The sequence below is a fragment of the Bacteroides sp. genome, from assembly GCF_019417265.1.
Classification (GTDB): Bacteria; Bacteroidota; Bacteroidia; order Bacteroidales; family Bacteroidaceae; genus Phocaeicola.
This window is the reverse complement of record NZ_DXVR01000035.1, coordinates 1-25,493: the sequence shown is the minus strand read 5'-3', so window position 1 is coordinate 25,493 and position 25,493 is coordinate 1. Positions and strand designations below refer to the sequence as shown.

At 39.5% G+C, this 25,493-nt stretch carries 22 protein-coding genes and 1 tRNA gene; 18 read left to right on the top strand and 5 right to left on the bottom strand.

Going from position 1 to position 25,493, the window contains the following annotated elements; all coding sequences use genetic code 11:
• Positions 1 to 95: 95 nt before the first annotated feature.
• From ftsY to QZ379_RS06180, 15 genes are all read left to right on the top strand, one after another.
• Positions 96 to 1,058 carry a signal recognition particle-docking protein FtsY gene (ftsY, locus tag QZ379_RS06250; protein ID WP_291561572.1) on the top strand — a complete coding sequence of 321 codons (963 nt, stop codon included), beginning with the start codon at positions 96 to 98 and terminating at the stop codon, positions 1,056 to 1,058.
• A complete protein-coding gene (gene rimO / locus QZ379_RS06245; RefSeq protein ID WP_291561555.1) occupies positions 1,059 to 2,360 on the top strand; it encodes a 30S ribosomal protein S12 methylthiotransferase RimO in 1,302 nt (433 codons plus the stop codon).
• The gene (locus QZ379_RS06240) at positions 2,357 to 2,644 is read left to right on the top strand and encodes an HU family DNA-binding protein (RefSeq protein ID WP_291561539.1); all 288 of its coding nucleotides are present in this window, start codon (positions 2,357 to 2,359) and stop codon (positions 2,642 to 2,644) included. The genes rimO and QZ379_RS06240 overlap by 4 nt, the downstream gene beginning before the upstream one ends.
• A 3-nt stretch (positions 2,645 to 2,647) precedes the next feature.
• Positions 2,648 to 3,670 (top strand): HU family DNA-binding protein, encoded by a 1,023-nt coding sequence (locus tag QZ379_RS06235; protein ID WP_291561534.1) that lies wholly within the window; start codon positions 2,648 to 2,650, stop codon positions 3,668 to 3,670.
• A gap of 262 nt (positions 3,671 to 3,932) precedes the next feature.
• Positions 3,933 to 4,928: a MoxR family ATPase gene (locus tag QZ379_RS06230; RefSeq protein ID WP_291561522.1), complete on the top strand. Its 996-nt coding sequence runs from the start codon at positions 3,933 to 3,935 to the stop codon at positions 4,926 to 4,928.
• A 19-nt stretch (positions 4,929 to 4,947) separates the two neighbouring features.
• Positions 4,948 to 5,817 carry a DUF58 domain-containing protein gene (locus QZ379_RS06225; protein ID WP_291561516.1) on the top strand — a complete coding sequence of 290 codons (870 nt, stop codon included), beginning with the start codon at positions 4,948 to 4,950 and terminating at the stop codon, positions 5,815 to 5,817.
• A 7-nt stretch (positions 5,818 to 5,824) separates the two neighbouring features.
• Positions 5,825 to 6,928, top strand: a complete 1,104-nt coding sequence (locus tag QZ379_RS06220) for a hypothetical protein (protein WP_291561507.1) — start codon at positions 5,825 to 5,827, stop codon at positions 6,926 to 6,928.
• A gap of 19 nt (positions 6,929 to 6,947) precedes the next feature.
• Positions 6,948 to 7,946, top strand: a complete 999-nt coding sequence (locus tag QZ379_RS06215) for a VWA domain-containing protein (protein WP_291561494.1) — start codon at positions 6,948 to 6,950, stop codon at positions 7,944 to 7,946.
• A 12-nt stretch (positions 7,947 to 7,958) separates the two neighbouring features.
• Positions 7,959 to 8,984 carry a VWA domain-containing protein gene (locus tag QZ379_RS06210; protein WP_291561479.1) on the top strand — a complete coding sequence of 342 codons (1,026 nt, stop codon included), beginning with the start codon at positions 7,959 to 7,961 and terminating at the stop codon, positions 8,982 to 8,984.
• Positions 8,985 to 8,987: 3 nt separating this feature from the next.
• Positions 8,988 to 9,692, top strand: a complete 705-nt coding sequence (locus tag QZ379_RS06205; RefSeq protein ID WP_291561469.1) for a tetratricopeptide repeat protein — start codon at positions 8,988 to 8,990, stop codon at positions 9,690 to 9,692.
• 60 nt (positions 9,693 to 9,752) lie between these two features.
• On the top strand, positions 9,753 to 11,591 hold the full coding sequence (locus tag QZ379_RS06200) for a BatD family protein (RefSeq protein ID WP_291561464.1): 1,839 nt from the start codon (positions 9,753 to 9,755) through the stop codon (positions 11,589 to 11,591).
• A 21-nt stretch (positions 11,592 to 11,612) separates the two neighbouring features.
• Positions 11,613 to 12,362 carry a tetratricopeptide repeat protein gene (locus tag QZ379_RS06195; protein ID WP_291561452.1) on the top strand — a complete coding sequence of 250 codons (750 nt, stop codon included), beginning with the start codon at positions 11,613 to 11,615 and terminating at the stop codon, positions 12,360 to 12,362.
• A gap of 23 nt (positions 12,363 to 12,385) precedes the next feature.
• Positions 12,386 to 13,096, top strand: a complete 711-nt coding sequence (locus tag QZ379_RS06190; RefSeq protein ID WP_291561440.1) for a phosphatase PAP2 family protein — start codon at positions 12,386 to 12,388, stop codon at positions 13,094 to 13,096.
• Between the two features lie 126 nt (positions 13,097 to 13,222).
• On the top strand, positions 13,223 to 13,480 hold the full coding sequence (locus QZ379_RS06185; protein WP_291561421.1) for a DNA-binding protein: 258 nt from the start codon (positions 13,223 to 13,225) through the stop codon (positions 13,478 to 13,480).
• A 125-nt stretch (positions 13,481 to 13,605) separates the two neighbouring features.
• On the top strand, positions 13,606 to 14,742 hold the full coding sequence (locus QZ379_RS06180) for a universal stress protein (protein WP_291561405.1): 1,137 nt from the start codon (positions 13,606 to 13,608) through the stop codon (positions 14,740 to 14,742).
• A 64-nt stretch (positions 14,743 to 14,806) separates the two neighbouring features.
• Here QZ379_RS06180 and QZ379_RS06175 read toward each other — a convergent pair.
• The 4 genes from QZ379_RS06175 to trxA form a co-directional block, all read right to left on the bottom strand.
• Positions 14,807 to 14,880: transfer RNA gene (locus QZ379_RS06175), tRNA-Arg, on the bottom strand.
• A gap of 95 nt (positions 14,881 to 14,975) precedes the next feature.
• Complete coding sequence (locus QZ379_RS06170) at positions 14,976 to 17,288, bottom strand: patatin-like phospholipase family protein (RefSeq protein ID WP_291561373.1); 2,313 nt, start codon at positions 17,286 to 17,288, stop codon at positions 14,976 to 14,978.
• Between the two features lie 570 nt (positions 17,289 to 17,858).
• Entirely contained in the window at positions 17,859 to 19,904 is a 2,046-nt protein-coding gene (gene htpG, locus QZ379_RS06165) for a molecular chaperone HtpG (RefSeq protein WP_291561364.1), read from the bottom strand.
• Positions 19,905 to 20,104: 200 nt separating this feature from the next.
• Entirely contained in the window at positions 20,105 to 20,554 is a 450-nt protein-coding gene (gene trxA / locus QZ379_RS06160) for a thioredoxin (RefSeq protein ID WP_291561351.1), read from the bottom strand.
• A gap of 301 nt (positions 20,555 to 20,855) precedes the next feature.
• Here trxA and QZ379_RS06155 point away from each other — a divergent pair, with 301 nt between their 5' ends.
• Both QZ379_RS06155 and QZ379_RS06150 read left to right on the top strand, forming a co-directional pair.
• Positions 20,856 to 21,899 carry a hypothetical protein gene (locus tag QZ379_RS06155; RefSeq protein ID WP_291561340.1) on the top strand — a complete coding sequence of 348 codons (1,044 nt, stop codon included), beginning with the start codon at positions 20,856 to 20,858 and terminating at the stop codon, positions 21,897 to 21,899.
• Position 21,900: 1 nt separating this feature from the next.
• A complete protein-coding gene (locus QZ379_RS06150) occupies positions 21,901 to 23,874 on the top strand; it encodes a transglutaminase-like domain-containing protein (RefSeq protein WP_291561333.1) in 1,974 nt (657 codons plus the stop codon).
• A gap of 194 nt (positions 23,875 to 24,068) precedes the next feature.
• Here the strand turns inward: QZ379_RS06150 and QZ379_RS06145 are convergent, their stop codons facing one another.
• Positions 24,069 to 24,230: a hypothetical protein gene (locus QZ379_RS06145; RefSeq protein WP_291561323.1), complete on the bottom strand. Its 162-nt coding sequence runs from the start codon at positions 24,228 to 24,230 to the stop codon at positions 24,069 to 24,071.
• 67 nt (positions 24,231 to 24,297) lie between these two features.
• Here QZ379_RS06145 and QZ379_RS06140 point away from each other — a divergent pair.
• On the top strand, positions 24,298 to 25,493 hold a 1,196-nt coding region (locus tag QZ379_RS06140; RefSeq protein ID WP_291561314.1), incomplete at its 3' end, for a hypothetical protein.

Here is a 25,493-nt window from a genome sequence, read left to right as displayed (position 1 = left end):
TTTTGAAAGTTCCCGCCAATAATAACGGTGGGAACTTTTTTTATATCTAAGAAAATAGTTATATCTTTGTGTCATAAATAGATAAATATACAAGTATGGGAATTTTTAGCTTTTTCTCTAAAGAAAAGAAAGAAACTCTGGACAAGGGATTGTCTAAAACTAAAGAAAGTGTATTCGGAAAAATAGCTCGTGCCGTAGCCGGTAAGTCTAAAGTAGATGATGAGGTGCTGGATAACCTTGAAGAGGTTTTAGTGACCTCAGACGTAGGTGTGGAAACTACCCTTAATATCATTAAACGTATTGAGGCAAGGGTGGCAAGGGATAAATATGTGAATACTCAGGAGCTTAATAACATTCTTAGAGAAGAAATAGCTGCTCTGCTTACAGAAAACAATACTGTTGACACTGAGGATTTTACTCTGCCTGCCGACAAGAAACCATATGTTATTATGGTGGTAGGTGTGAATGGCGTAGGTAAGACTACGACTATTGGTAAATTGGCATATCAGTTCAAAAAGGCCGGAAATTCAGTATATTTAGGTGCTGCCGATACTTTCCGTGCGGCTGCTGTTGAACAGCTTGATATTTGGGGAGAACGTGTTGGTGTTCCTGTGATAAAGCAGAAAATGGGTGCTGACCCTGCTTCTGTAGCTTTCGATACTCTCAGCTCAGCTGTGGCTAATAATGCGGATGTGGTGATTATTGATACAGCCGGACGTTTGCACAATAAGGTCGGTCTTATGAACGAGCTGACCAAGATTAAGAATGTGATGAAAAAGGTTGTTCCTGATGCACCACATGAAGTGTTACTCGTATTGGACGGCTCAACAGGACAGAATGCTTTTGAACAGGCAAAGCAGTTCACATTGGCTACTGAGGTAAATGCAATGGCTATTACTAAACTTGACGGTACTGCCAAGGGTGGAGTAGTGATAGGTATCTCAGACCAGTTTAAGATTCCTGTAAAATATATTGGACTTGGCGAAGGTATAGAGGATTTGCAGGTGTTCCGTCGTCGTGAATTTGTTGATTCATTGTTTGGTACAGAAGGAAAATAAATGAAGAAAAATACTATAGATATTATTACTCTCGGTTGTTCAAAAAACCTTGTGGACTCTGAAAAGCTGATGAAACAGCTTGAGGCCAATGGATATAAGGTGACACATGATACAGAGAAGGCTCGGGGCGAGATAGCAGTGATAAATACATGTGGATTTATCGGTGATGCGAAAGAAGAGTCTATCAATATGATTCTTGAGTTTTGTCAGGCCAAGGAGGAAGGAAAACTGAAGAAACTTTATGTGATGGGGTGTCTGTCTGAAAGATATCTCAATGAGCTGAAAGTGGAAATTCCTCTGGTTGACAAGTTTTATGGGAAATTCAACTGGAATGAACTGCTTGAGGATTTGGGCAAGGCATATCATTCGGAATATGCCATAGAAAGACATCTTACTACTCCGAAACATTATGCATATCTGAAAATCTCGGAAGGATGCGACAGAAAGTGTTCTTACTGTGCTATTCCTATTATAACAGGTCGTCACGTGTCACGACCGATGGAAGAGATTCTTGATGAGGTCAGATTTCTTGTATCTGAGGGTGTAAAGGAATTTCAGGTTATAGCTCAGGAGCTTACATACTACGGAGTTGATTTGTACAAGAAACAGATGTTGCCTGAGCTGATTGACAGAATGGCAAAGATTCCGGGAGTGGAATGGATACGTCTTCATTATGCCTATCCGGCTAAGTTTCCGAGAGAGCTTTTCAAGGTGATGAGGGAGAATGACAATGTTTGCAAGTATATGGATATTGCCTTACAGCATATCAGCGACAAAATGTTGTCGAAAATGAGAAGACACGTCACTAAGGAGGAAACTTACAAGTTTATAGAAGAATTCCGTAATGAAGTTCCGGGAATACATTTGCGTACAACGCTTATGGTGGGACATCCGGGTGAAACGGAAGAGGATTTCGAACAGCTGAAAGAATTTGTCAAGATTGCCAAGTTTGATAGAATGGGTGCTTTCGCTTATTCAGAAGAAGAAGGCACATATTCGGCTGAAAACTATGATGACAATATTCCGCAGGAAGTCAAGCAGAAAAGACTTGATGAACTGATGGCATTGCAGCAGGAAATATCGGCTGAACTGAGTCATAAAAAGATAGGTCAGACTCTGAAAGTAATCATAGATAGAAAAGAAGGCGATTATTATATCGGACGTACTGAATTTGATTCTCCTGAGGTTGATCCTGAAGTGCTTATCAAGTACGAGGGCAAGAAATTGAAAGAAGGTTCTTTCTATAATGTAACGATAGAAGACGCTGACGATTTTGACCTTTACGGGAGGATTTCGGAATGAATAGCGAAGAATTTATGAATCTGCTGTCGGAAAGAACCGGATGTGACGAGAAAAATGTGTCGCGTATGGTTTCTTCCGTGGCTGATATTATAGTAGGAGGATTACAGGACGGTAGGACTGTGTTATTACAGGATTTTGGAACTTTTGAAGTTAAAAAGAAACTTGAAAAGATAGTTGTGAATCCGTCAACCGGAAAACGTAAGTTGTTTCCGCCAAAATTGGTAGTAGGTTTCAGACCGTGTCCGCTGCTTAAGGAAAAGGTAAATCTTTCTGGAAAGAAGTAACGAATGGACGATAAACTTACGATAGAAGAACTGATTGCCGGGCTTGTGGCAAAACAGAATATAGAACAGACAGATGCGGATGCATTTGTATGTAGCTTTTTTGCATTGATAGAAGAAGGCTTGCGGAGGGACAAATATGTAAGGATAAAAGGATTTGGAACTTTCAAACTTGCAGACACTGACTTAAATGAGGGTAGGATTGTGTTTGTACCTGAAGCTTCTGTCAGAGATGCCGTCAATAAGCCGTTTGCGCATTTCCAGCCTGTAGAGCTTAGGGATGGTGTTTGCTTTAGCGATGTGGAAGAGGAATATGCATCGCAGCCGGAAGTTGTGTCTTCTGCAGAAGAAGATATCTCAACTGATGATGCCGGAAATGCTTTGCCTGATACTGTTGCGTCAGAGAATGAACGTTCAGCAGAGAATAATAGTATGGATTCGGCAGAAGCTACAGACGGAAGTAGTGATGCGGATAAGGTATGTGGTACTCCGGTTGATGAAGCGGAAAGTACAGCTGGAAAAGACCGGAAGTCATGGTATGTTTCTATAGTAATTCTTTTGATAGGAGTGATAATCGGTTGCGGAATTATGTGGGGAGTGTTTTCCGGTAAGGAGAAGGCTGATACGGCTTTGCAATATGATATTCCGAAGCCGGTGGTAGTTGATACAGTTTCGACTGATACCGTTTTGGCTGCACCTGTTGATACGCTGAATATGGCTGAAACTCAGACTGGTACTATAGATTCAGAGGCGCATAAAAGAACATTGGATTCTATCATAAATGCGACAACGGAAAATAAGAAAGAGATAGAGTATCTAAGTGATGAGGTGGTATACAGAATAAGCGGTACGATAGAAACATATACTATAACCAAGGGCAGTACCCTTTCGAAGGTGGCATATCGTTTTTATAAAAACAGAAAGTTGTGGCCTTATATTGTCATGCATAATAAGGATATTATTCAGGACCCGAATAATGTGCCGATAGGAACGGTTTTGCGTATTCCTGCACTTACACCTGTGGAATAAATGTATTATAATAATGAGAACAGTATCTTAGAGGAAAAATACCCTTCAAGATGCTGTTTCTTTGTTTTGTATGTACGAATTGTTTGTAATTTGGTCAGAATAAGATAAAAAAGACTTAAATAGATGCATTCGTATGATTTTTTAATAAATATTAGTTGTGTCTGTTAACTTAAAAACGTAATTTTGGGTGCACTAAAAAGGGGGATACCTAATTTGGTGATTGAAATATAGATAATGAAATTAATAAAATAAACAGGAAATTATGGCTGAAGCTATTGATATTCGTGCATTGAACGAATTGATTGAACGCCAGAGTGCGTTCGTTACTAATCTGATGACTGGTATGGATCAGGTAATCGTGGGACAGAAACATTTGGTTGAATCATTGCTGATAGGTTTATTGGCTGACGGACATATATTGTTGGAAGGTGTGCCTGGTCTGGCTAAGACATTGGCCATTAAGACAATGGCATCGCTTATTGATTCAAAATACAGTCGTGTACAGTTTACTCCGGACTTGTTGCCTGCCGACGTTATCGGTACGATGATTTATAGTCAGAAGGATGAACAGTTCATCGCCAAGAAAGGTCCTATCTTTGCAAACTTCGTATTGGCGGATGAAATTAACCGTGCTCCTGCAAAAGTACAGAGTGCTTTGCTTGAAGCGATGCAGGAACGTCAGGTGACATTGAGTAAGGAAACATTCCGTCTTCCTGAACCTTTCCTTGTTATGGCAACACAGAACCCTATTGAGCAGGAAGGTACTTATCCGTTGCCTGAAGCTCAGGTGGATCGTTTCATGCTGAAGGTTATTATTGACTATCCTAAGATTGAAGAAGAAAAGAAGATTATCCGTCAGAATATTTCAGGTGAGAAGGTGGAAGTTAAACCTATTCTGAAAGCTGAAGATATAATCGAAGCACGTAAAGTGGTAAGACAGGTTTATCTGGATGAAAAGATTGAACAGTACATCGCGGATATCGTGTTTGCTACACGTTACCCGGAAAAATATGATTTGAAGGAACTTAAGAGCCTGATTGGTTTCGGTGGTTCACCTCGTGCGTCTATCAATCTTGCGCTTGCAGCACGCAGTTATGCATTTATCAAGCGTAGAGGCTATGTGATTCCGGAAGACGTACGCGCAGTGGCTCATGATGTATTGCGTCATCGTATCGGTCTTACATACGAGGCTGAAGCTACAAATGTTACTGCAGACGAAATCGTAAGCAAGATACTTAACAGAGTTGAAGTGCCTTAATCAGAAACCTTTTTGAAGAATGGAAACTACTGAATTATTAAAGCGTGTACGCCAGATAGAAATCAAGACCCGCGAACTGTCTAACAATATTTTTGCCGGACAGTATCATTCGGCCTTCAAGGGCAGGGGTATGGCTTTCTCGGAAGTGAGGGAGTATCAGTATGGCGACGATGTGCGCGATATTGACTGGAATGTTACAGCACGCTTTGACAAGCCATTCGTAAAGGTATTCGAAGAGGAACGCGAACTTACAGTGATGCTGCTTGTGGATGTGTCGAATAGTCTTGACTTCGGTACATCCAAGCAGATGAAAAAGAATATGGTGACAGAGATTGCCGCGACAATAGCATTCTCGGCTATCCAGAATAATGATAAGATTGGGGTGATATTTTTCTCGGACAAGATAGAGAAATTTATTCCGCCTAAAAAAGGACGCAAACATATTCTATATATTATACGCGAGTTGCTGGATTTTGAGCCTGAAAGTTCGCGTACTGATTTGCAATGCGCTATTGAGTATCTGACGAATGTATTGAAGAAGCGTTGTACCGCATTCATGCTGAGTGACTTTATAGATGACAAGGACTTTAAGAATGCTCTGACTGTAGCGAACAGAAAACATGATGTCGTAGCTGTTCAGGTATATGACCGACGTATGGAAGAAATTCCTGATGTCGGGCTTATGCTTGTACGTGATGCGGAAACCGGACATGAGGAATGGATTGATACATCATCCAAATCGTTGAGAAACGCTCACCATGAATGGTGGAAAGAGCAGCAGAAGAAACTTAACGATACGTTTAACTTGTGTCAGGTGGACGCTGTTTCTGTACGCACGGACCAGGATTATGTAAAGGCTTTGCTTAATTTGTTTGCTAAAAGAAACTAATGGTCAGATGAAGAATACTATATTTAATTACGGAAAACGGGTGCTTGGAGCATTCTGTTTTGCATCTTTGTATTTGGTAAGTGTACCGGTAAATGCACAACAGGTAACGGTGAGAGCAAGTATTGACTCTCTGCAACTGCTTGTTGGTGAACAGACGAAGGTACATCTTGAAGTGAGTATGGATGCTGACAGAAAGTTACAGTTGCCGGTTATTAAAGATACGTTGGTCAGAGGGGTAGAGGTTTTGGATATAGCAAAACCTGACACTCAGAAATTGAATGATGACAAGAGATGGGTTATCAGTCAGGAATATACTATAACTTCGTTTGACTCAGCCTTGTATTATCTTCCTCCTTTGGAGGTAATGGTGGAAGACCAGAAGTACCGTTCAGAGTCGTTGGCTCTGAAAGTGTATTCGATACCGGTAGATACTCTGCATCCGGATCAGTTTTTCGGCCCAAAGACAGTGGTTGAAGTTCCTATAGAGTGGCAGGACATAGATGTGATGGTTTATTCTATTATATTAATGCTGCTTTTTGGAGCGGCATGTGTGTTCCTGATAGTCAGACTGAAGAATAACAAACCTATAATCAGGATTATAAAGATAGAACCGAAATTGCCGCCGCATCAGGAGGCTATGAAGCATATCGAGGAAATCAAGGCCAACAAAAATGTCCAGAGGGAAGATCCGAAATTGTACTATACAGAGTTGACAGATGTTATCCGTACATATATTATGGAAAGATTCGGATTTAACGCCATGGAAATGACATCTTCCGAGATTATTGAACATTTGTTGCAGGTAAAGGACAAGGATTCTCTGAAAGACTTGAAATATCTTTTTGAAACAGCCGATTTGGTGAAGTTCGCAAAACATGCACCTATGATGAATGAAAACGATATGAATCTGGTGAATGCTGTCGACTTTATCAATGAAACCAAGCTGGAAGAGGATGTCAATGCCAAGAAGGAACCTACGGAGATAAAAGTGGAAGAGAAACGCTCGAAGCAGGAACGAATTGCGCTTATGTGCAGTATTGGTGCGACCGGTGTGATATCAGCAGTATGCTTGTATATTGTTGTGAGATGCATCATTGATCTCTTCTTTTAATGTTTAAACGAATGAAGTTATGATTTTTGCTAATATTGAATATCTGTTTTTATTGATTCTGCTTATACCTTATATAGTATGGTATATAATGCGCAGAAAACGAACAGAAGCTACTCTGCAGGTTTCAACCACACGCATGTACATGAATGTGCGTAAAAGCTGGAAGGTATATCTTATTCACGCTCCGTTTTTACTTCGTATATGTACGTTTGTCATGATAGTGCTTGTATTGGCAAGACCTCAGACTACTGATAACTGGCAGAATACTGAAATAGAGGGTATTGACATAATGCTGGCAATGGATATTTCGACCAGTATGCTGGCTGAAGACCTGAAGCCTAATCGTTTGGAGGCAGCTAAACAGGTAGCTGCAGAGTTTATCAACGGACGTCCGAATGACAATATCGGTCTTACGATTTTTGCAGGTGAAGCATTTACACAATGTCCTCTGACAGTCGATCATGGTGTCTTGTTGAATCTGTTCCATAGCGTCAGTTGCGATATGATATACCGTGGCATGATAGAAGATGGAACGGCTATTGGTATGGGACTGGCAAATGCCGTCACAAGACTTAAGGACAGTAAGGCAAAATCAAAAGTAGTGATATTGCTTACAGATGGTGTGAACAACCGTGGTGAATTGTCGCCTCTGACAGCTGCAGAGATTGCAAAACAATTCGGAATAAGAGTGTACACAATCGGTGTAGGTACCAACGGTACAGCACCTTATCCTATGCAGACATATGCAGGAGTGCAGTATATTCAGACACCTGTAGAGATAGATGAGCAGACTCTGACACAGATTGCTGCCGAAACTAACGGAAATTATTTCAGGGCAACAAGCAATTCTAAGTTGAAAGAGGTTTATCAGGAGATAGACAAGTTGGAAAAGACAAAACTGAATGTCAAGGAATTCAGTAAGAGAGAGGAAGAGTATGAGATATTTGCTCTCGTTGCATTCTTGTGCATACTGCTCGAACTGATTTTGCGTAATACGGTTTTGAAAAAAATACCTTAAAAGTGATTTGTCATGTTTAGATTTGGAGAACCTATATATTTGTATTTGTTATTGATTGTTCCTTTTTTAGTTGTGTTTTATCTATATACCAACTATAGAAGAAGGAGGAGATTACGTCAGTATGGAGATCCGGAACTGATGGCACATCTTATGCCTAATGTTTCGAAATACAGACCTGATGTGAAGTTCTGGTTGGTTACAGCAGCTTTGGTCATGGTGATATTCATGTTGGCACGTCCTCAGTTTGGCTCCAAGATGGAAACAGTGAAGCGTCAGGGTGTGGAAACTGTGGTGGCACTTGATATCTCAAACTCTATGTTGGCACAGGATGTGACACCAAGTCGTCTGGAAAAGTCAAAGAAGCTGGTATCCAGACTTGTGGAAACATTCAATAATGACAAGGTTGCAATGATAGTTTTTGCCGGAGAGGCTTTTACACAGCTTCCTATCACGAGCGACTATATATCTGCAAAGATGTTTCTTGAAACGATTTCGCCTTCACTCATTACTACACAGGGTACGGATATCCGTGGGGCAATAGACTTGGCTATGAAGAGTTTTACCCCTAACGAAGGAGTAGGACGCGCGATAGTCCTTATAACCGATGGTGAGAACCATGAGGGGGGAGCAGTTGAAGCCGCACAGCAGGCTGCTGAAAAAGGTGTGAGAGTGTTTGTCCTTGGAGTAGGTTCGCCTGACGGTTCTCCTATTCCGGTGGAAGGTACAAATGATTTCCGTCGTGACAAGGATGGCAATGTAGTAGTTACAAAACTGAACGAGCAAATGTGTCAGGAAATAGCTAAGGCCGGTAACGGGATGTATGTACGTGTGGACAATACAAATAATGCGGAACGTGCTCTGAATGCGGAAATTAACAAGTTGGCAAAGGCTGATGTAGAAACTCAGGTATATACTGAATTTGATGAGCAGTTTGATGTCTTGGCATGGCTTGCATTGGTTCTGCTTGCTGTGGATGTTATGCTGCTTAATAGGAAAAATCCGCTATTTAAGAATGTGAAACTTTTCAAACAGGATTGATTTATGTGGAGTGGTAAATTATATTTATTCGGAATATTGGCCTTTACTTCGGCAGTGTCTTATGCCCAGAAGACGGACAGGGACTATCTCCGAAGTGGAAACAAACTTTATAATGACAGCCTGTTTGTAAAGGCTGAAGTGGACTATCGAAAGGCGCTTGAGATTAATCCTAAGTCTGCAGATGCTATGTTCAACCTTGGAAACTCTTTGCTTATGCAGCAGAAGGCCAAAGAAGCTATGGAACAGTTTGAAGCAGCAGCGCGTCTGGAAAAAGATAAAGAAAAACTGGCTCACATATATCATAATATGGGAGTAATATTGCAGTCGTCAAAGCAGCTTCCTCAGTGTATAGAGGCTTACAAGGAGTCTTTACGCAATAATCCTAAAGATGACGAAACCCGTTATAATCTGGTGCTCGCACAGAAACAGTTGAAAGACCAACAGCAACAGCAGCAGAACCAGGATCAGCAGAAAGACCAGAAGCAGGATCAGAAGCAAGACGAAAAAGAACAGAACAAGGATCAACAGGAGCAACAACAGCAACAGCAGAACCAGAATCAGCAACAGCAGCAACAAAACAAGGATGAGATGTCAAAAGAGAATGCTGAGCAGTTGTTAAGAGCTGCCATGCAGGACGAGAAAGATGTACAGGATAAGGTGAAGAAACAGATGCAGGTGAGCGGTAAGAAGCTTGAAAAAGACTGGTAAGCATTTGTGCGGAACTTCATTTTTATATTAACAAGTTGAAGAACAATAAATTATATAATGATGAGAAAATATTTTTTCTTGATATTGATGATTGCTGTATCACTACAGATGTTTGCCGATGATAAGGTGACACTGAGGGCTTCGGCACCGGAAGTGGTGGTAAACGGTGATCAGTTCAGGCTTACATATACTGTAAATTCGCAGGATGTAAAGGATTTTCTGGCACCTCAGGCAAAGGGTTTTGATGTTCTGATGGGACCAAGCCGTTCGCAGCAGAGTAGCACACAGATTATTAACGGTAAGGTTTCTTCCAGCCGTTCCATCACTTATACTTATATTCTGATGGCGGTATCGGAAGGTACTTTCAATATTCCTGCAGCCAGTATCGAGGTTGATGGTGAGAAAATCTTTTCAAATCCATTGACAATTAAAGTTTTGCCTAAGGATAAGGAACAGGGAAATGGCAACCAGAGTCAAGGCAACGGAGGTATCTCTTCAAGAAACCAGAAAACAAGCGGACGAATAACTGATAAGGACTTGTTCATCTTGGCTACGGCAAGTAAGACTAAGGTGCATGAACAGGAAGCTATATTGGTAACATACAAGGCCTACACGACAGTCGATTTGCGTCAGTTGCTTGGAAAAATGCCTGACCAGCAGGGATTTTATGTTCAGGAGGTTGAACTTCCTACTCAGAAAACATTCAAGCTTGAACATTATAATGGAAGAAACTATAATACGGTAGTTTACAGACAGTATGTATTGTTCCCTCAGAAATCCGGTAGGTTAGAGATACCGGCAGTAACTTTCGATGCCGTAGTTGCACAGAGAGTAGCTGTTTCTGACGACCCGTTTGAAGCTTTCTTCAACGGAGGCGGATATGTGGAAGTCAATAAGAAAATAGTCGCTCCTAAGGTTGTGATTAATGTAGACCCGCTTCCATCAAAACCTGAAGGTTTCTCCGGTGGGGTAGGTACATTCTCCTTGAAATCAGACATTAGCACTACTGAATTAAAGGCAAACGAGGCTGTAACCATTAAGCTTACGATTAGCGGTACGGGAAATATGAAGTTGGTCAGTGCTCCGGAAGTCAAATTCCCTCATGATTTTGAAATTTATGACCCGAAAATTGAGGATAATTATGAACTGACAGCAAATGGACTGAGCGGAACTAAGAAAATAGAGTATCTTGCGATACCGCGTCATGCCGGTAATTTCACTATTCCTGCCATCGAATTTAAGTATTTTGATATTAAAACAGAAAAGTATAATACACTTGCTACAGAACCATACGAACTGAAAGTGGCTAAGGGTGACGGAAGTGCTGCAAGCCAGCAGGTTATTGCTGATTTCACCAATAAAGAAAACGTTAAGGTTTTAGGTACGGACATACTGTTTATCAAAACAGGCGATACTGTACTCAGACAGAAAGGAAACTATTTCTTTGGTACAGTGACTTACTATTTATGGTATATTATTCCTTTCGTATTGTTTGTTGTGTTTGTTGTTATATACAGAAAACAGGCAATAGAGAGTGCAAACGTAGCTAAGGTTAAGACTAAAAAGGCGAATAAAGTAGCTACCAAGCGTATGAAGCAGGCAGGAAAGCTTCTTTCAGAGAATAAGGTAAATGAATTCTATGATGAAGTACTGAAAGCTTTGTGGGGATATATAAGCGACAAACTCAATATTCCTGTTTCAAAACTCTCAAGAGATAACATAGAGGCTGAATTGTCCGGTCATGGAGTGTCTGAAGACCTTATTAAGGAGTTTATCGATGCTTTGTCAGAATGTGAATTTGCAAGATATGCTCCTGGAAATCAGAACGAAGCTATGGATAAGGTTTATTCTGCATCAGTAGATGTTATCAGCAAAATGGAAAACTGTATTAAACGTTAAATCATGTAGGAGATATATACAATGAATAGAGTGTATGTTTTTTTAATGCTTCTGGCAAGTTTCCTGTTGCCGGCAAATGCTTCCCTGAAAACTGAGGCTGATAAAGCTTATCAGGAGAATGATTTTAAGGGTGCAATAGAGAAATACGAGGCTATACTGGAAGGCGGACAGGAGTCGGCTGATATATATTATAATTTGGGAAACAGTTATTATAAGGACAAAAATATAGCAAAAGCTGTTTTGAACTATGAACGTGCATTGCTTTTGTCGCCGGGGGATGACGATATAAGATATAACCTCGAAATGGCTAAGAGCAAGACCGTTGATAAGGTTACGCCAAAGAGTGAGATTTTTATAGTCACATGGATAAGTGCGATTCGTGATTTGATGAGTGAATCGGCTTGGGCTTCATTTGCTGTTTCTTGTTTTATCCTCTTCCTTTTAGGAGTATCTGCATATATATTCGGAAGTAAGATGGTGATAAAGAAAACAGGCTTTTCATTAGCCGTAGTTTTTCTGTTCTTTACAGTGGTTGCTAATCTGTTTGCTGATTCGCAGAAAGACAAGTTGGTAAACCGTGAAGGAGCTATAGTCATGCAGGCATCAGTAACAGTAAAAAGTACTCCTGACGAGAGCGGTACGGATCTGTTTGTATTGCATGAGGGCACAAAAGTCTTTATAAACGATAATTCCATGAAAGGATGGAAGGAAGTGAGCCTGGAGGACGGTACCAGAGGATGGGTTCCTACTGAAAGCATAGAAGTGATTTAAAATAAACAGATAATATTTCTTTTATGGACATACAGCAATTAATAGACTTTGATAAAATGTTGTTACTGCAACTCAACGGTAGCGATTCGCTATTTTGGGATGGTTTTATGTATATAGTAACAAAGACTAATACTTGGATACCTGCAGCTATTGCATTGCTGTATGTCATTTTCAAGAATAATAATCTGAAGCGTGGGGCAACAATTGTCTGTCTTATCGCTTTGGTGATTGTACTGGCCGATCAAACTGCATCAGGCATATGTAAACCATTGTTCGAAAGATTCCGTCCAACCAAAGATCCGGAGTTTATGAATATGGTAGATATTGTCAATAATTACCGCGCCGGTGGAATGTATGGTTTCATTTCAAGTCATGCGGCAAATACCTTTGCCGTTGCCATGTTTATCTCCTTGTTGGTAAAGAACAGCAGAATGACGTTTATGATGTTTATGTGGGCTTTGATTCATACATATTCGCGAGTATATTTGGGAGTTCATTATCCGGGAGATGTGTTCTTTGGTATGATTGATGGTATGTTGTGCGGTGCTTTAGTCTATTTCCTGTATATTTTTGCAGTGAAGAAGCTCGCATTAAAGCATCGTTTCATTTCTACTCAATATACTGACAGTGGATATGATGTGCAAAGCATTAATGTAGTAGTACTTGTTCTTCTGCTCACATATTTATATGCTGTTATATACGGAATGATTATGTCAAAATCTATGTTTTTTTAGTTATATAGAGCATTTTAGTAGTTTCCTTCATAAAAAATCATTTATTTCTTGCGCATTATTCAGATTTTATATATATTTATCATCGAGATAAAAAACATATTGTTTAATGCTTAAAACATGATTACTATGACAAGGACAATTACATTCAACGAATTGAGAAATATAAAGGATTCTTTACCGGAAGGCAGTATGCATCGTATTGCAGACGAATTAAATATATCTGTTGAAACAGTGAGAAACTTTTTTGGCGGACAGAATTTCAAGGATGGAAAATGTGTAGGAATCCATTTGGAACCGGGGCCAGACGGAGGCTTGGTGATGCTTGACGACACAATAGTGCTTGATAAGGCATTGGATATTCTGAGAGAAAGCGCAGGAATGTGATTATAAGGTCAAATAGCTATAATAGTTATGTGAAGAATTAACTTTGATAACTATTATAGTTATTATTGTTTTTAATCGGATTTTACAGACTATTTCGTAATTATCAACATATAAATATTTTCATTATGGAAGAAGAAAAACTTGTAACCCTTGCTATATTGACTTATTCGAAAGCTCAGATACTGAAAAATGTATTGGAAAACGAAGGAATAGAGTCTTATATTCATAATGTAAATCTTATACAGCCTGTTATTTCGTCAGGAGTGAGAATCAGAATCAAGGAAAGCGATTTACCGCGTGCCCTGAGTATTATAGAAAGTTCTGCATGGCTTGCTGAAGATGTGGTTAAGGAACATGTTCAGGATACAGAGAAGAAGCGCAAGACTGCAATAATATTAATCCCGGTGGATTTCTCTGACAATTCTTTCAAGGCGTGCAGGTTCGGAATCAATTTTGCAGCTCAGATAAAGGCCGAGGTTGTTTTGATGCATGTTTATTTCAGTCCTGTCTACATGCCAAGTTTGCAGTATGCCACAGAAGGTTATGGCATTCCATATGAAGCCGAATTAGGTATTAAAACCATGCTTGATAATGTGCATCAGCGTTTGAAGGATATGACGGACAAGATAGACAAACTGATGGCAGATGGAGAGATTCCTACGGTGAAGTACACGTGTCTTCTGCGTGAAGGAATTCCTGAAGAGGAAATATTAGCTTTTGCGCGCGAGGAATCGCCACTGATGATAGTTATGGGTACGCGCGGTGAGAATATGGCTGAATATGGTCTGATGGGAAGCGTTACAGCCGAAGTGATAGAGCGTAGTCCTGTGTTTGTTTATTCCATTCCTGAAGAAGCCGGACTTACCAACTTTAAGGAAATACATAAAGTGGCTTTCATCACCAATTTCGACCAGAGGGATTTGATTGCATTTGATTCTCTTATCACAACTTTCAAGGACTATAATTTCGAGATATATTTTATCCATCTGAATTCGAATGAGGAAAGAAGGACATGGAATGAAATTAAACTGTCAGGAATAAAGGAATACTTCCATAAGCAATATCCGGATTTGGCGATAAACTATAGTCTTGTCACAGAAGACAGTTTCTTCAATAATCTTGATGATTATGTCAAGAAGGAGGGAATAGATGTTTTATGTGTTTCCAATTATAAACGAAACGTGTTCGCGCGTCTGTTCAATCCAAGTATAGCCAAGAAGATGATATTCCACTCAAGAACTCCAATTCTTGTTATAAAATGAGAATGAGATATCAATACATATAAAAAAAAGATGGTGAACCTGAAAATTCATCATCTTTTTTTTGTGACCGCGACAGGATTCAAACCTGTAACCGGCTGATCCGTAGTCAGCTACTCTATTCAGTTGAGCTACGCGGCCATCTCTTTTTCTTTAACGGGTGCAAAGGTATGGATATTTTTTTTACTACGCAAGTTTTCGCCCCATATTTTTTTGTCCTTTCGTGAAAAAAGTTTTTAGCGCATGAATCTTTCTCCGAAAATCTGCCATCCAAGGGATATTCCGGCGTTCCAATTCCGGTTTGGTGAGCTGTAATAATTGAGATACGCACTTACAGAACCGAAAGGAAGCCTTACAACGAGTGAAAGGTCGCCTAAATATTCGAATTTGCTGAATATCTTTCCGTAAGTAGCCTTGTTTGACTCATTACAGTTGATAGGAAAGATTGGCACAAAACCATATAAGCCAAGCCTTGCATGAACCATGCTGTTAAATTTGTATATCGGAATGACACCGAAGCCGGCAAACTGGTTTGCTCTGAATGCCTCGTTATATGTAATTTTACTGTGTGTGGTAGGTGAGAATTCTCCGGCCTGCATCATTGTAGCACGATAGTTGTTACTGAAATTTCGCGAAGAATAATAAGCATGCAGATATGAGCCCAAAGAAACTCTTCTTGCTATCTTGAAATATTTCTCCAACTCATACGATATCTGCAGCCATGCCTGACTGTACTTGAATTCGCCATTATAAGGGTCTGTTCCCATTCCTTGTGTGAATCTTTCAGTTCCAAAATAAATGTTTGCAGCCAGTCTCTCCTTCTTGCCGCTTACAGAGTAAAGTTTGCTGTCAAGCGTATTTCCCTCAAGCGCAACAGAACCTCCGAGTATCTTGTAGCTGCTTTTATCTCTTGCACTGTTAGCAAAATCAATGACATTGGTCTGGAAGTACTGGTCTGTCAATGTTGCTACTCCTATACCGAATTCAGCCTTATGTTTACTGAGGAAAGGCATATTTATATATGCTTTAATGAATCTTTCATCCTTCTTATTGAAAACAGGGCTGTTTATCTGATTGAAAAAGTTTTTTGTTTGCCCGTTATAGTCGAACGATGACAATGACAGTATCATTCTGTAGGATGTAGGGATTTCTGTGGGTAAATCTATCCTTCCGGTAAGTTGCAGATTGTTGTATATCTGTCCTAACTGTCCTTCAAGGGAGAATTCTTTAGAGTACATACCTAAGTTATGATATGACGCTCCAAGATAAATCTGGTTAGCTCCGTTTGAGCCTACGTTTCCACCAACTCTTATTGAAACATCTTCAGCAATCTTTACGTTCAGTACAAGGGTAAATGTATTGTCGATATAGTCATATACAGCATGAGGAATTATTTCAGAAATCATATTGTCCGACAAAAGTCTGAAATAACCCTTTCTGAGGTCTTCAAGGGTGAAAATATCATTCTCCTTGGCGTGAAAGCCTCGCATTATATATTTCTTTTGCTGGTCGTTTGTTCCGTGTATTATAATTTTTCTGAATTTGAGTTCAGGCATTTCCCTTTTAAAGTCGATACGCTTCTTCTCAAGGATTCTATAGTTGGTTCTTCTCGAAATCCTTTGCTTTATAGAGTCCATAAGTTGTATGGTACGATTGTATCCTATGTCGTGAAGTTCATCATACCTGTCAAAATCCATAAGTCCTACATCTGTATATCGGAAAGTCATCATTATGCCTAATGAATCCGGAATTGAGTAGTCGGTTTTCTGCATAACCATATTTTCCAGTTGGCTCATGATATCTCCTTCCTTAGGTTTGCTCGGATTTGAACTTACCACACTGCCTATGATTATGTCAGGGTTGAAGTCCTTTATCATAGTAGAAACAGGGAAGTTGTCATAAATACCTCCGTCATATGCCAGTACAGAATCTATCTCGATAGGCTTGAACATACCGGGGAAACTCATTGATGCACGGACGGCATCACCTAAGTCGCCACTGCTCATTATAAGCGGTTTCTTATTGTAAACATCGGATGCCACACATCTGAACGGCACAAACAACTGGTCGAAATACCCTCTACACTTGGCTGTGGCCTGTGCATACAGTTCTACAAACACTATATTCATATGCATAGGGTCGACAACACTGGATGGCAGAAATCTGGTTTTTACTTTTTTTGCCATCTTCATTTTTGATAGCTGGATATTGATAAATTCAGGGGTAGGGGGATTCATCTTGAAATAGTACATGTATTCTTCTTCAATACCTCCAGAAGAGTACCATTTCTTGAAATCGGGCGACTTTATCATCTTCTCCATATCGTCCGGTGAATATCCCATTGCGTACAGAGAGCCGACTATTGCTCCCATTGATGTACCGGTAATGTAGTCAATAGGTATGTTGTTTTCTTCCAGCGCACGAATTATTCCTATGTGTGTCATTCCTTTTGCACCTCCACCACTTAGGACCAGACCAACTTTCTGAGAATAAGCTGTGTTGAATGCTGATAAAACCGATAATAATAGTAGGACGTATAATTTTTTCATGTCGTGAGTTGGTAATATGTTGTTGTGTGACTATGAATAATTGAATGACTATCAAAGATAAGTAAAATTCTGCGTTTTTACCCTGTCAGTTGCATATATTTTTTGTAACTACCTATATTCCGGCCAAATATTCTGTTATCCCAACCAATATTTGCTTTTAGGCAGGTACGACAATAATTTTATAGTCAGATATACAGAAACGAATGTGCATACAGATATCAGCGGTACCGATATATATACATTTTCAAAATATGGGCTTATAACCTTGAAAAATAAATTTAAGAACATGATGTGTGCCAGATACATTCCATAGCTTTTAGCTGAGTTGCATTTTCTCCTATATAGAAAAATTCGCTCGCATGCTGGTGTATTACCAGATAGCAGGCAAAAACTCTTAGTATATCCAAAGTGAAATTTCTGTTTCCCATTATTGTCTTATATTGAATTAGATGTCAGGTTACAAATTTATATGATTTTTATAATAATACAATTGGGATGTAACAAAAAATAAGGGCAACACCATTATATCCCCAATGGCATTGCCCTATGCGTTGCGATTATACTTATGTATTAAATCATCTCTATGCTTCTCTTGACGAAGTTTGTAAGAGCTTCACCCTTCAGCATTCCGTTCTGAAGTAATGCAAGGTCAATCAGCTGATGAATAACTTTGTTGCCCGCTGCATATTCGTTCAGGATGTTGTTCTTCTGGTTTCTCTGCTCCTCAAGCTTCTTTTCTACATCTTTAAGCTCGTCTTTTTCGGCTACAGGGATTTCTTCGTCCTTCTTGCCTTCGTGAGCTTTATGCAACTCGCTTTCTCTGAGTGAGAGGATGGCGATTTCCGATTCTACCGGAACAAGCTTTTCGGCACATGCAGTTTCTGTTTCGCTCAGAACCTGTTTGATAAGCTTATGGTCGCTGTTCAGTACAAGACTGTACATGTCAGGCATTTCTCCATAGAAGCTCATACCCGGCTGTATGTTTGCCATTTCCTTCATACGGCGCATATATTCAGCCTGAGTGATGATGACTGGAGAAGCGTTTTCGCCCATAGCCTGAGCCTCTACATGGAATTCAGTCTTCTGCAGTTTTGGCAGCTGTCCGCTGAATACAGTAGAAAGTATGCTGCGTTTGTCTTCTTTCAGTTCCTCGCCTTTAGGCTCGTCTTTTACTATCAGGCGGTCTATAACATCACTGTCCACACGTGTGAAACGGCTCTTTTCAAGTTTCTGTTCCAGCATGTTTATCATAGGAACATCAAGCTGTCCGTCCATCATCAGTACGTTGTAGCCCTTGTTTACGGCAGCGTCAATATAAGCATACTGCTCGTCGCGGTTGTTTGCGTACAGGTAAATCAAGTTGCCATCCTTGTCAGTCTGGTTTCCGCTGATAAGAGTCTTATATTCTTCCTGAGTATAGTATTTGCCTTCAGTGTCTTTGAACAGAGCAAACTTGTCAGCTTTAGAATAGAAGTCTTCCTGAGTCAGCATTCCGTAATTGATGAAAATCTTAAGGTCATCCCATTTGTTTTCAAATTCCTTACGGTCGTTCTTGAAGATAGACTGAAGTCTGTCGGCTACCTTCTTAGTGATATATGTAGAGATTTTCTTTACGTTAGAGTCACTCTGCAAGTATGAACGTGAAACGTTAAGCGGAATATCCGGAGAGTCGATTACACCGTGAAGCAATGTCAGGAAGTCAGGCACGATTCCTTCTACAGAATCAGTTACATACACCTGGTTGCAGTACAACTGTATCTTGTTCTTCTGCAAGTCGATGTTGCTCTTTATTTTCGGGAAGTAGAGCACACCTGTCAGATTGAACGGATAATCAACGTTCAGGTGTATCCAGAACAGAGGCTCGTCCGACATAGGGTAGAGGTCACGATAGAAGTTCTTATAGTCCTCATCCTTCAGTTCGCTTGGCTTCTTTGTCCATATAGGGCAAGTGTCGTTTATTACATTATCTTCTTCAGTTTCTACCTGCTTGCCATCCTTCCATTCTTTCTTTTTACCGAATGCTACAGGCACAGCCAGGAATCGGCAATATTTGTTCAGCAATCCTTTCAGACGGCTTTCTTCAAGGAATTCCTTGCAGTCATCGTCTATGTAAAGTATGATATCTGTACCACGGTCTGCCTTTTCAGTTTCCTCAAGAGTGAACTCAGGACTACCGTCACAAGTCCATTTAACAGCCTGTGCACCTTCCTGATATGATCTTGTGACGATTTCCACCTTCTTTGCTACCATAAAGGCAGAGTAGAATCCCAAACCGAAGTGACCGATAATAGCGTTTGCATCATCCTTGTATTTTGCAAGGAAGTCATTTGCACCTGAGAATGCTATCTGGTTGATATACTTGTCTATTTCCTCAGCAGTAAGACCAAGTCCGCGGTCAGAGATGACGATAGTATCGTTTTCGGCTTTTACCTTGATGGTAAGGTCGCCCAGTTCTCCCTTGAATTCACCTTTTGAAGCAAGAGTTTTAAGTTTCTGAGTGGCATCCACTGCATTTGAAACAAGTTCGCGCAAGAAAATTTCATGGTCGCTGTATAAGAATTTCTTTATGATGGGGAATATGTTTTCTGTAGTAACCCCGATATTACCTTTTTGCATATGTCTTTATGTTTTTATATTAATAAATCGTTTATGTTCGGTTGGTCGTCAACCGATGTTGGTATATGCAAAAAAAATGCCAGCAGATGAGATACTGACATAATGTCATAGTTGGCATATCTACTTCTATAAAGAAAACGCTTCGTCATTCGATTTAAAATGACGAAGCGTTTTAGGCAAAACGACGAAGCGTTTTTTTATCATTTAATAAGGAAATCATTGATGGCCTTTTCGAGTTCCTTCTTTGGCAAGGCACCCTGTGCCACCTGCGGCATCTCGTCCATAGGTATGAACAGCAGTGTAGGGAGGCTTGTTATTCCGAATGCCGCAGCCAGTTCCCGTTCCTCGTCAGTGTTCACCTTATATATTATTATGTCGTCCTTATATTTCTCGGCAAGGCTTTTCAGTGTGGGCGACAGCATTCGGCACGGTCCGCACCAGTCGGCATAAAAATCTATGATGGCAGCTTTCTTGCCGTTATACACCCATTTGTCGGGATTTTTCTCATAATCATATATCTTTTCCAGAAAATCGGATTTCCCGATATGTATTACTTTCCCATAGTTGCTGTCTTCTCCGGCCGTTGATTGTGCATTTAATGAATATGCCATGATAAACATAGGGACAAAAAACAATAGTAACTTTTTCATTTTCATATAACGTTTTTCTTGTTTGTAAATAAACCTTGTTTCTTAATATTACAAAATTACTGCTTTTATTGTTCACGTACAAAAGTCTTTATCTATCGCCTGATAGAAGAAATCTATTAAAAAGGGAGTTTTTATAAAACTGATATTATTAAAGTCTATAGTATTATAGGAAATTTACTATAAAAAATTTGTCTTTTATAAAAGATTTTGTAATATTGCGTTTGACAGTTATTCAATGATAACTGTTGCTTTTGCAAGATATTATATATTTGTTTACTTAAAATCTAAATTTTTTCTACTTATGAAACAGTTGACAGTTAAAACAGGCATTGTTGCGGTCTTATTGTCTTTTGCATTATTTTGCAATGCGCAGCTTGTTGTTCCTTTTGATTTAAGAAATCAATATGTAGTAAAATCTTATCAATTATCACCTGGACAATTTAATGATTATGAAAAGGTATTGGGTGATATACTTAGCAAGTGGGATGAGATAAAGAATAGAAAATGTTCTCCGTCTGAGCGTAAAGCAGCCGAACAAAAACTGCAGAGTGAATTCTGTGCAAAAGTGAGAGCGGTTTTTCCTTATAAACAGTATGTCTTGTGGAACAGGAATCATCGTGGTAACCTTACAGTGCGATTTTATAAAGAAGATTTAGGTATGGATAATGAACGGTTCTCAAAATTCCGTGATTTGACAAATGATTATTCGAAACAAAAAAGAAAAATATCTGAAATGAATTTGCTGGAAACGGAACGTTCGGAACAAAGGACTAAGGCTTTAAATCAGTATTCGGAAAGATTGCATGAGATATTTTCAAAAGAGATCGCAGATTATTTGGTATATGAGAACCAGATATTGAATAAGGCAACCGTACTAAGCAAGAATTATACTATTTTGTCACCAAACAAAGCTGTCCGGTTTGCCATTCTAAAAACTACTTATGAAGAGGATAAGAGTAAGTTGGAGACTCAAGGGCTCGCTCCGAAGCAGCTAAGAAAGGAAAAGAAGAAATTAGAAAGTAAATATGAGGATTCGCTTCATGGACTTTTAACCAATGAAGAATACTTGGCTTGCAGTAAATCAAGAGATAAATTAACTGATAAGAAATTCGCAGAAGAATATAATCTGTCTGATGAGCAATTGTCTAAGTATAAGCAGCTGCGTAAGGATTTGGCTATGAAGGAACTTGTAATAAAGCAGAATAAGAAAGATAAGAATAACAAAGGAGCCAAGTTGAAGACTGCAAGAAACGAATTTGAAAAAGAAATGGAAAAGCTGCTCGGTACAGGGCAATATAAAAGATGGAAAGAAAACGAGTCGTTAAAGTCTAAAAAGAAACATTAGCATGGTACAGACTTACAAAATTTCATTATTATTTATCTTGATAGGCTTTGTGGGTTCTTGTTCCGGAATTGACAAGAATGTACAGGAAACTCTTGACGATGTCCCGCAGCAAAGACGCAATGAGCTGTCCGCTTTTATATTGCATTATTCGGACAGGGAAAATATGCATGATGGAGCAAAGTTCATTGTTGCCAACATGTCAGACAAATATTCGATAATTGGCGGTAGTCCGGATATTTACCATGAGTATATAGATTCTGTATATGATGACGGAACAACTTTCAACAGCCGTAAAGGATATGATTATAAATCCGGTTTCTCGCTGTCTGACGGACTCTCATCAGTAAATGTTCCGGATATTGATTTTGTCATAGTAGATTCATTGACAGAACATTTTGACAATGCTTATAGTGTTTGGAAGACAACCCCATGGAGGTCATTATATTCCAAAGAACTGTTTGAGAAATATGTACTTCCTTATCGTATAGCGGACGAGCCTCTTGAATACGGATGGCGTAAAGATGCGTATGAGCGAAACAGCCATTATCTGGAGGCTTGTAAAGATTCCGGAATAATAGCTGCTTGTACATATATTTACAATAATCTGGATTACCGGACAAATAATCTGTTCTGGGGAGAACCTTTGCAGCCTTATTCTGTAAATGCACATTACAGACGTGGCACATGCAGTGATTATGCGGTTTACACGGCAATGGTAATGCGGGCGTTGGGTATTCCTGTCTCTTTGGATTTTGTTCCTTATTGGGGGGATAACAATAACGGTCACTCTTTTAATGCATTGCTTCTGCCGGATGGCTCATGTTTGGGATTTAATAATAAAGACGACTTGACCGACGGTTTGCATCTTTCGGGTAAGGTTCCTAAAGTCTATCGGAAAGAATTCGAGATACAGAGGAATACAGTTTTATATAAGTATAAGGATGCGGAGTATATTCCGCCATTGTTCGCCGGACATAATATAAAGGATGTGACAGGTGATTATGACATTCCTTTGACTGATATCATGATAAGTCCTGTCATGAATACTCCTTGTTCACATATAGTTTATTTGGCTGTTTTCTCGCCGGTTGGCTGGCGTCCTGTGGCATGGACGGAATATAAAGGAGGAGATGCCTCATTCCGTAATGTCGGTACAGGATACACATCGCATGACTCTCCGTCAACCAAAGGCGAGGGTTACGGTGAAGGATGCTTGTTTATACCTGTGTGTTATACAGATACAGAAGACATGTTGCCGTTGGACTATCCATTCATTTTACTTGAAACAGGAGAAAAACGTAGTTTGATTCCTGATACAGCTATGGTTGAAAATGTGGTTGTTGAACGTAAGTTCCCACGTAAAAAAAGAATCATCGAGTTTGCAAGAAGAATGAAAGGAGGTTATTTTGAGTTTTCCAACAAACCTGATTTCTCCGACTCGGAAGTTTTGTTCTTTGTAAATGATACACCTTCAAGTCGTTTACAGGAAATCATGCTGCCTGAGAATTCCCGGTACAGATATGTGCGCTTTTACAAGCGCAGAGGTGGAATATCCATAGGCGAAATGGGATGTAAGGATGAATCCGGCAATGTTATCCCGGGCGAACCGGTTGCGGATTTTGTATTGCGGGATGATAAGGAACTTGTCAATATATGTGATGGTAATGTACTTTCATATTTTGATATTGCCGGACTTGACGATACATGGTTTGGTATTGATTTTGGAAAGCCTATGCTTTTAAGGGAATTGTTCTTCTGTCCTCGCACTGACGACAATGACATTTCTCCGGGTGATGTTTACGAGATGTTTTATTGGGATAGAAAATGGAAAAGTCTCGGAAAACAGAAAGCTGATGGATATACAATAACTTATGAAAATGTTCCGCGTAATGCCCTTTTATGGATTCGTAATCTCACCAAAGGACATGAGGAACGTCCTTTTACTTACGAAAACGGTAAACAGGTATGGTGGTAATATATTGATAACTTTAATATAAAACAGTAAGAAGTCATGTATATAAAGAATAAAAACATTTATTATGGTTCATTGTTCCTTTTGTTTGGATTATTCCTGTACATATCTTGTGTTGATGATGTTATAGTACATCCCGACACATCCGAGCAGTCCTATTTAAGTGTCCGTGAGGCAAAGTCTTTTTTTGAAAGCAATTATACATTGTCATACAGCAGGAATGCTTCAACGGCCAATGATAGCGGCAGGCTTTCTCCCGGCAATTTTACTCCACTGTGGGAAAAATCCTTTGCAGGTAGCAATAGCCATGTCGGCAGTGTGGAAGTCCCTATATCACCTGAGTATAGATATAAAGCCATACGTTGTGATTTCAAGAATGGCAAAGCGCATGCCTATATTGTAGATGTCAGCCAAAAGCTGATAGTCATGAAGAGCAGACATACAGAAGAGACAGCCCAGTACCTTCTGACGCTCATCCCTGACAAAGATTATTATCGTTCACATAAAGGTAGCATATCAAACAGTTTTCATCATACCGGAGAAAAGAACGGTTACAGCGGCCTTGTTGTATATACACATGTCGTTACATCTAAGATTATGGCAGTGGGCAAATATCATGACGGTATTCTTGTATCCAATGTTTTTCTGCCTTCAGGTAAAAAGACTTCTGAATCTCGAATATCTGTTGCAAAGGCTTTGTTAGACGGCATACTTATCCCTAAATTCAAACTCTCAGCCAGCCGTTCATTTGGCGAAGAGGAGATTGAAATACCGGGGTGTATATTTTGCGGTCAGGATGCATGTGGATGTCTTGTGATTGTGGATGACTGTCAATGTGGCAACTGTGACCTCTGTGGGTACGATACTACTTGTTTTTGGTGTGGAATGGATCCTTGTGTGTGCGACATGTATTGTCCATGGTGTGGAATGGATCCTTGTGAGTGTGATGATAATTCTTCCGGTTGCGGATATTGTGGCGATCCGAACTGCAACGGCGAGTGTCAGGATAGTGGTGGAAATACCGGTGATAATGATGGAGATGATGAACAAAATAAGGAGCTTAACGCCAAAATTGAGAGTCTTAATGCCAATGAAGAACTTAAATCAAGGATTAAAAATTTATTGGATGAGTTTGATAAAACTCAGAAACAATTAGAAAATGGATGGGTACGAGATAGAAATACCATTCATTCGCCTATCGAGCAGAAACAAAATACTCTAAAATATGATTGGAATAATATAAATAAAAGTGTAACGGAATGGTATCATTTACATCCAGGCGGTAGTCCAATCCCGTCATTTTCAGATTTAATTACTTTGGCTTCAAAACATTACAATGGCTATCTTGATGTTGATAGTTTCTCGTATGGAATAGTAACTTATTTTGGTGCTACAACTTTGGTTGTGACATCTGAAAATAAGTTTGATGATTTTGCAGAAAGGATGCAGTCAAATAGAAATTCTATTGAAATATTGTATAATGAGTTTATTACAGATCATTTCGATAATTTAACATCTGATACGGCAATTGAATTTTCTAAAGTATTAGACAATATGGATTCAGGTTTACAATTGATTTTTAATAGTTATAATCAAACTACGAAAGAATGGAATGGTTGGGA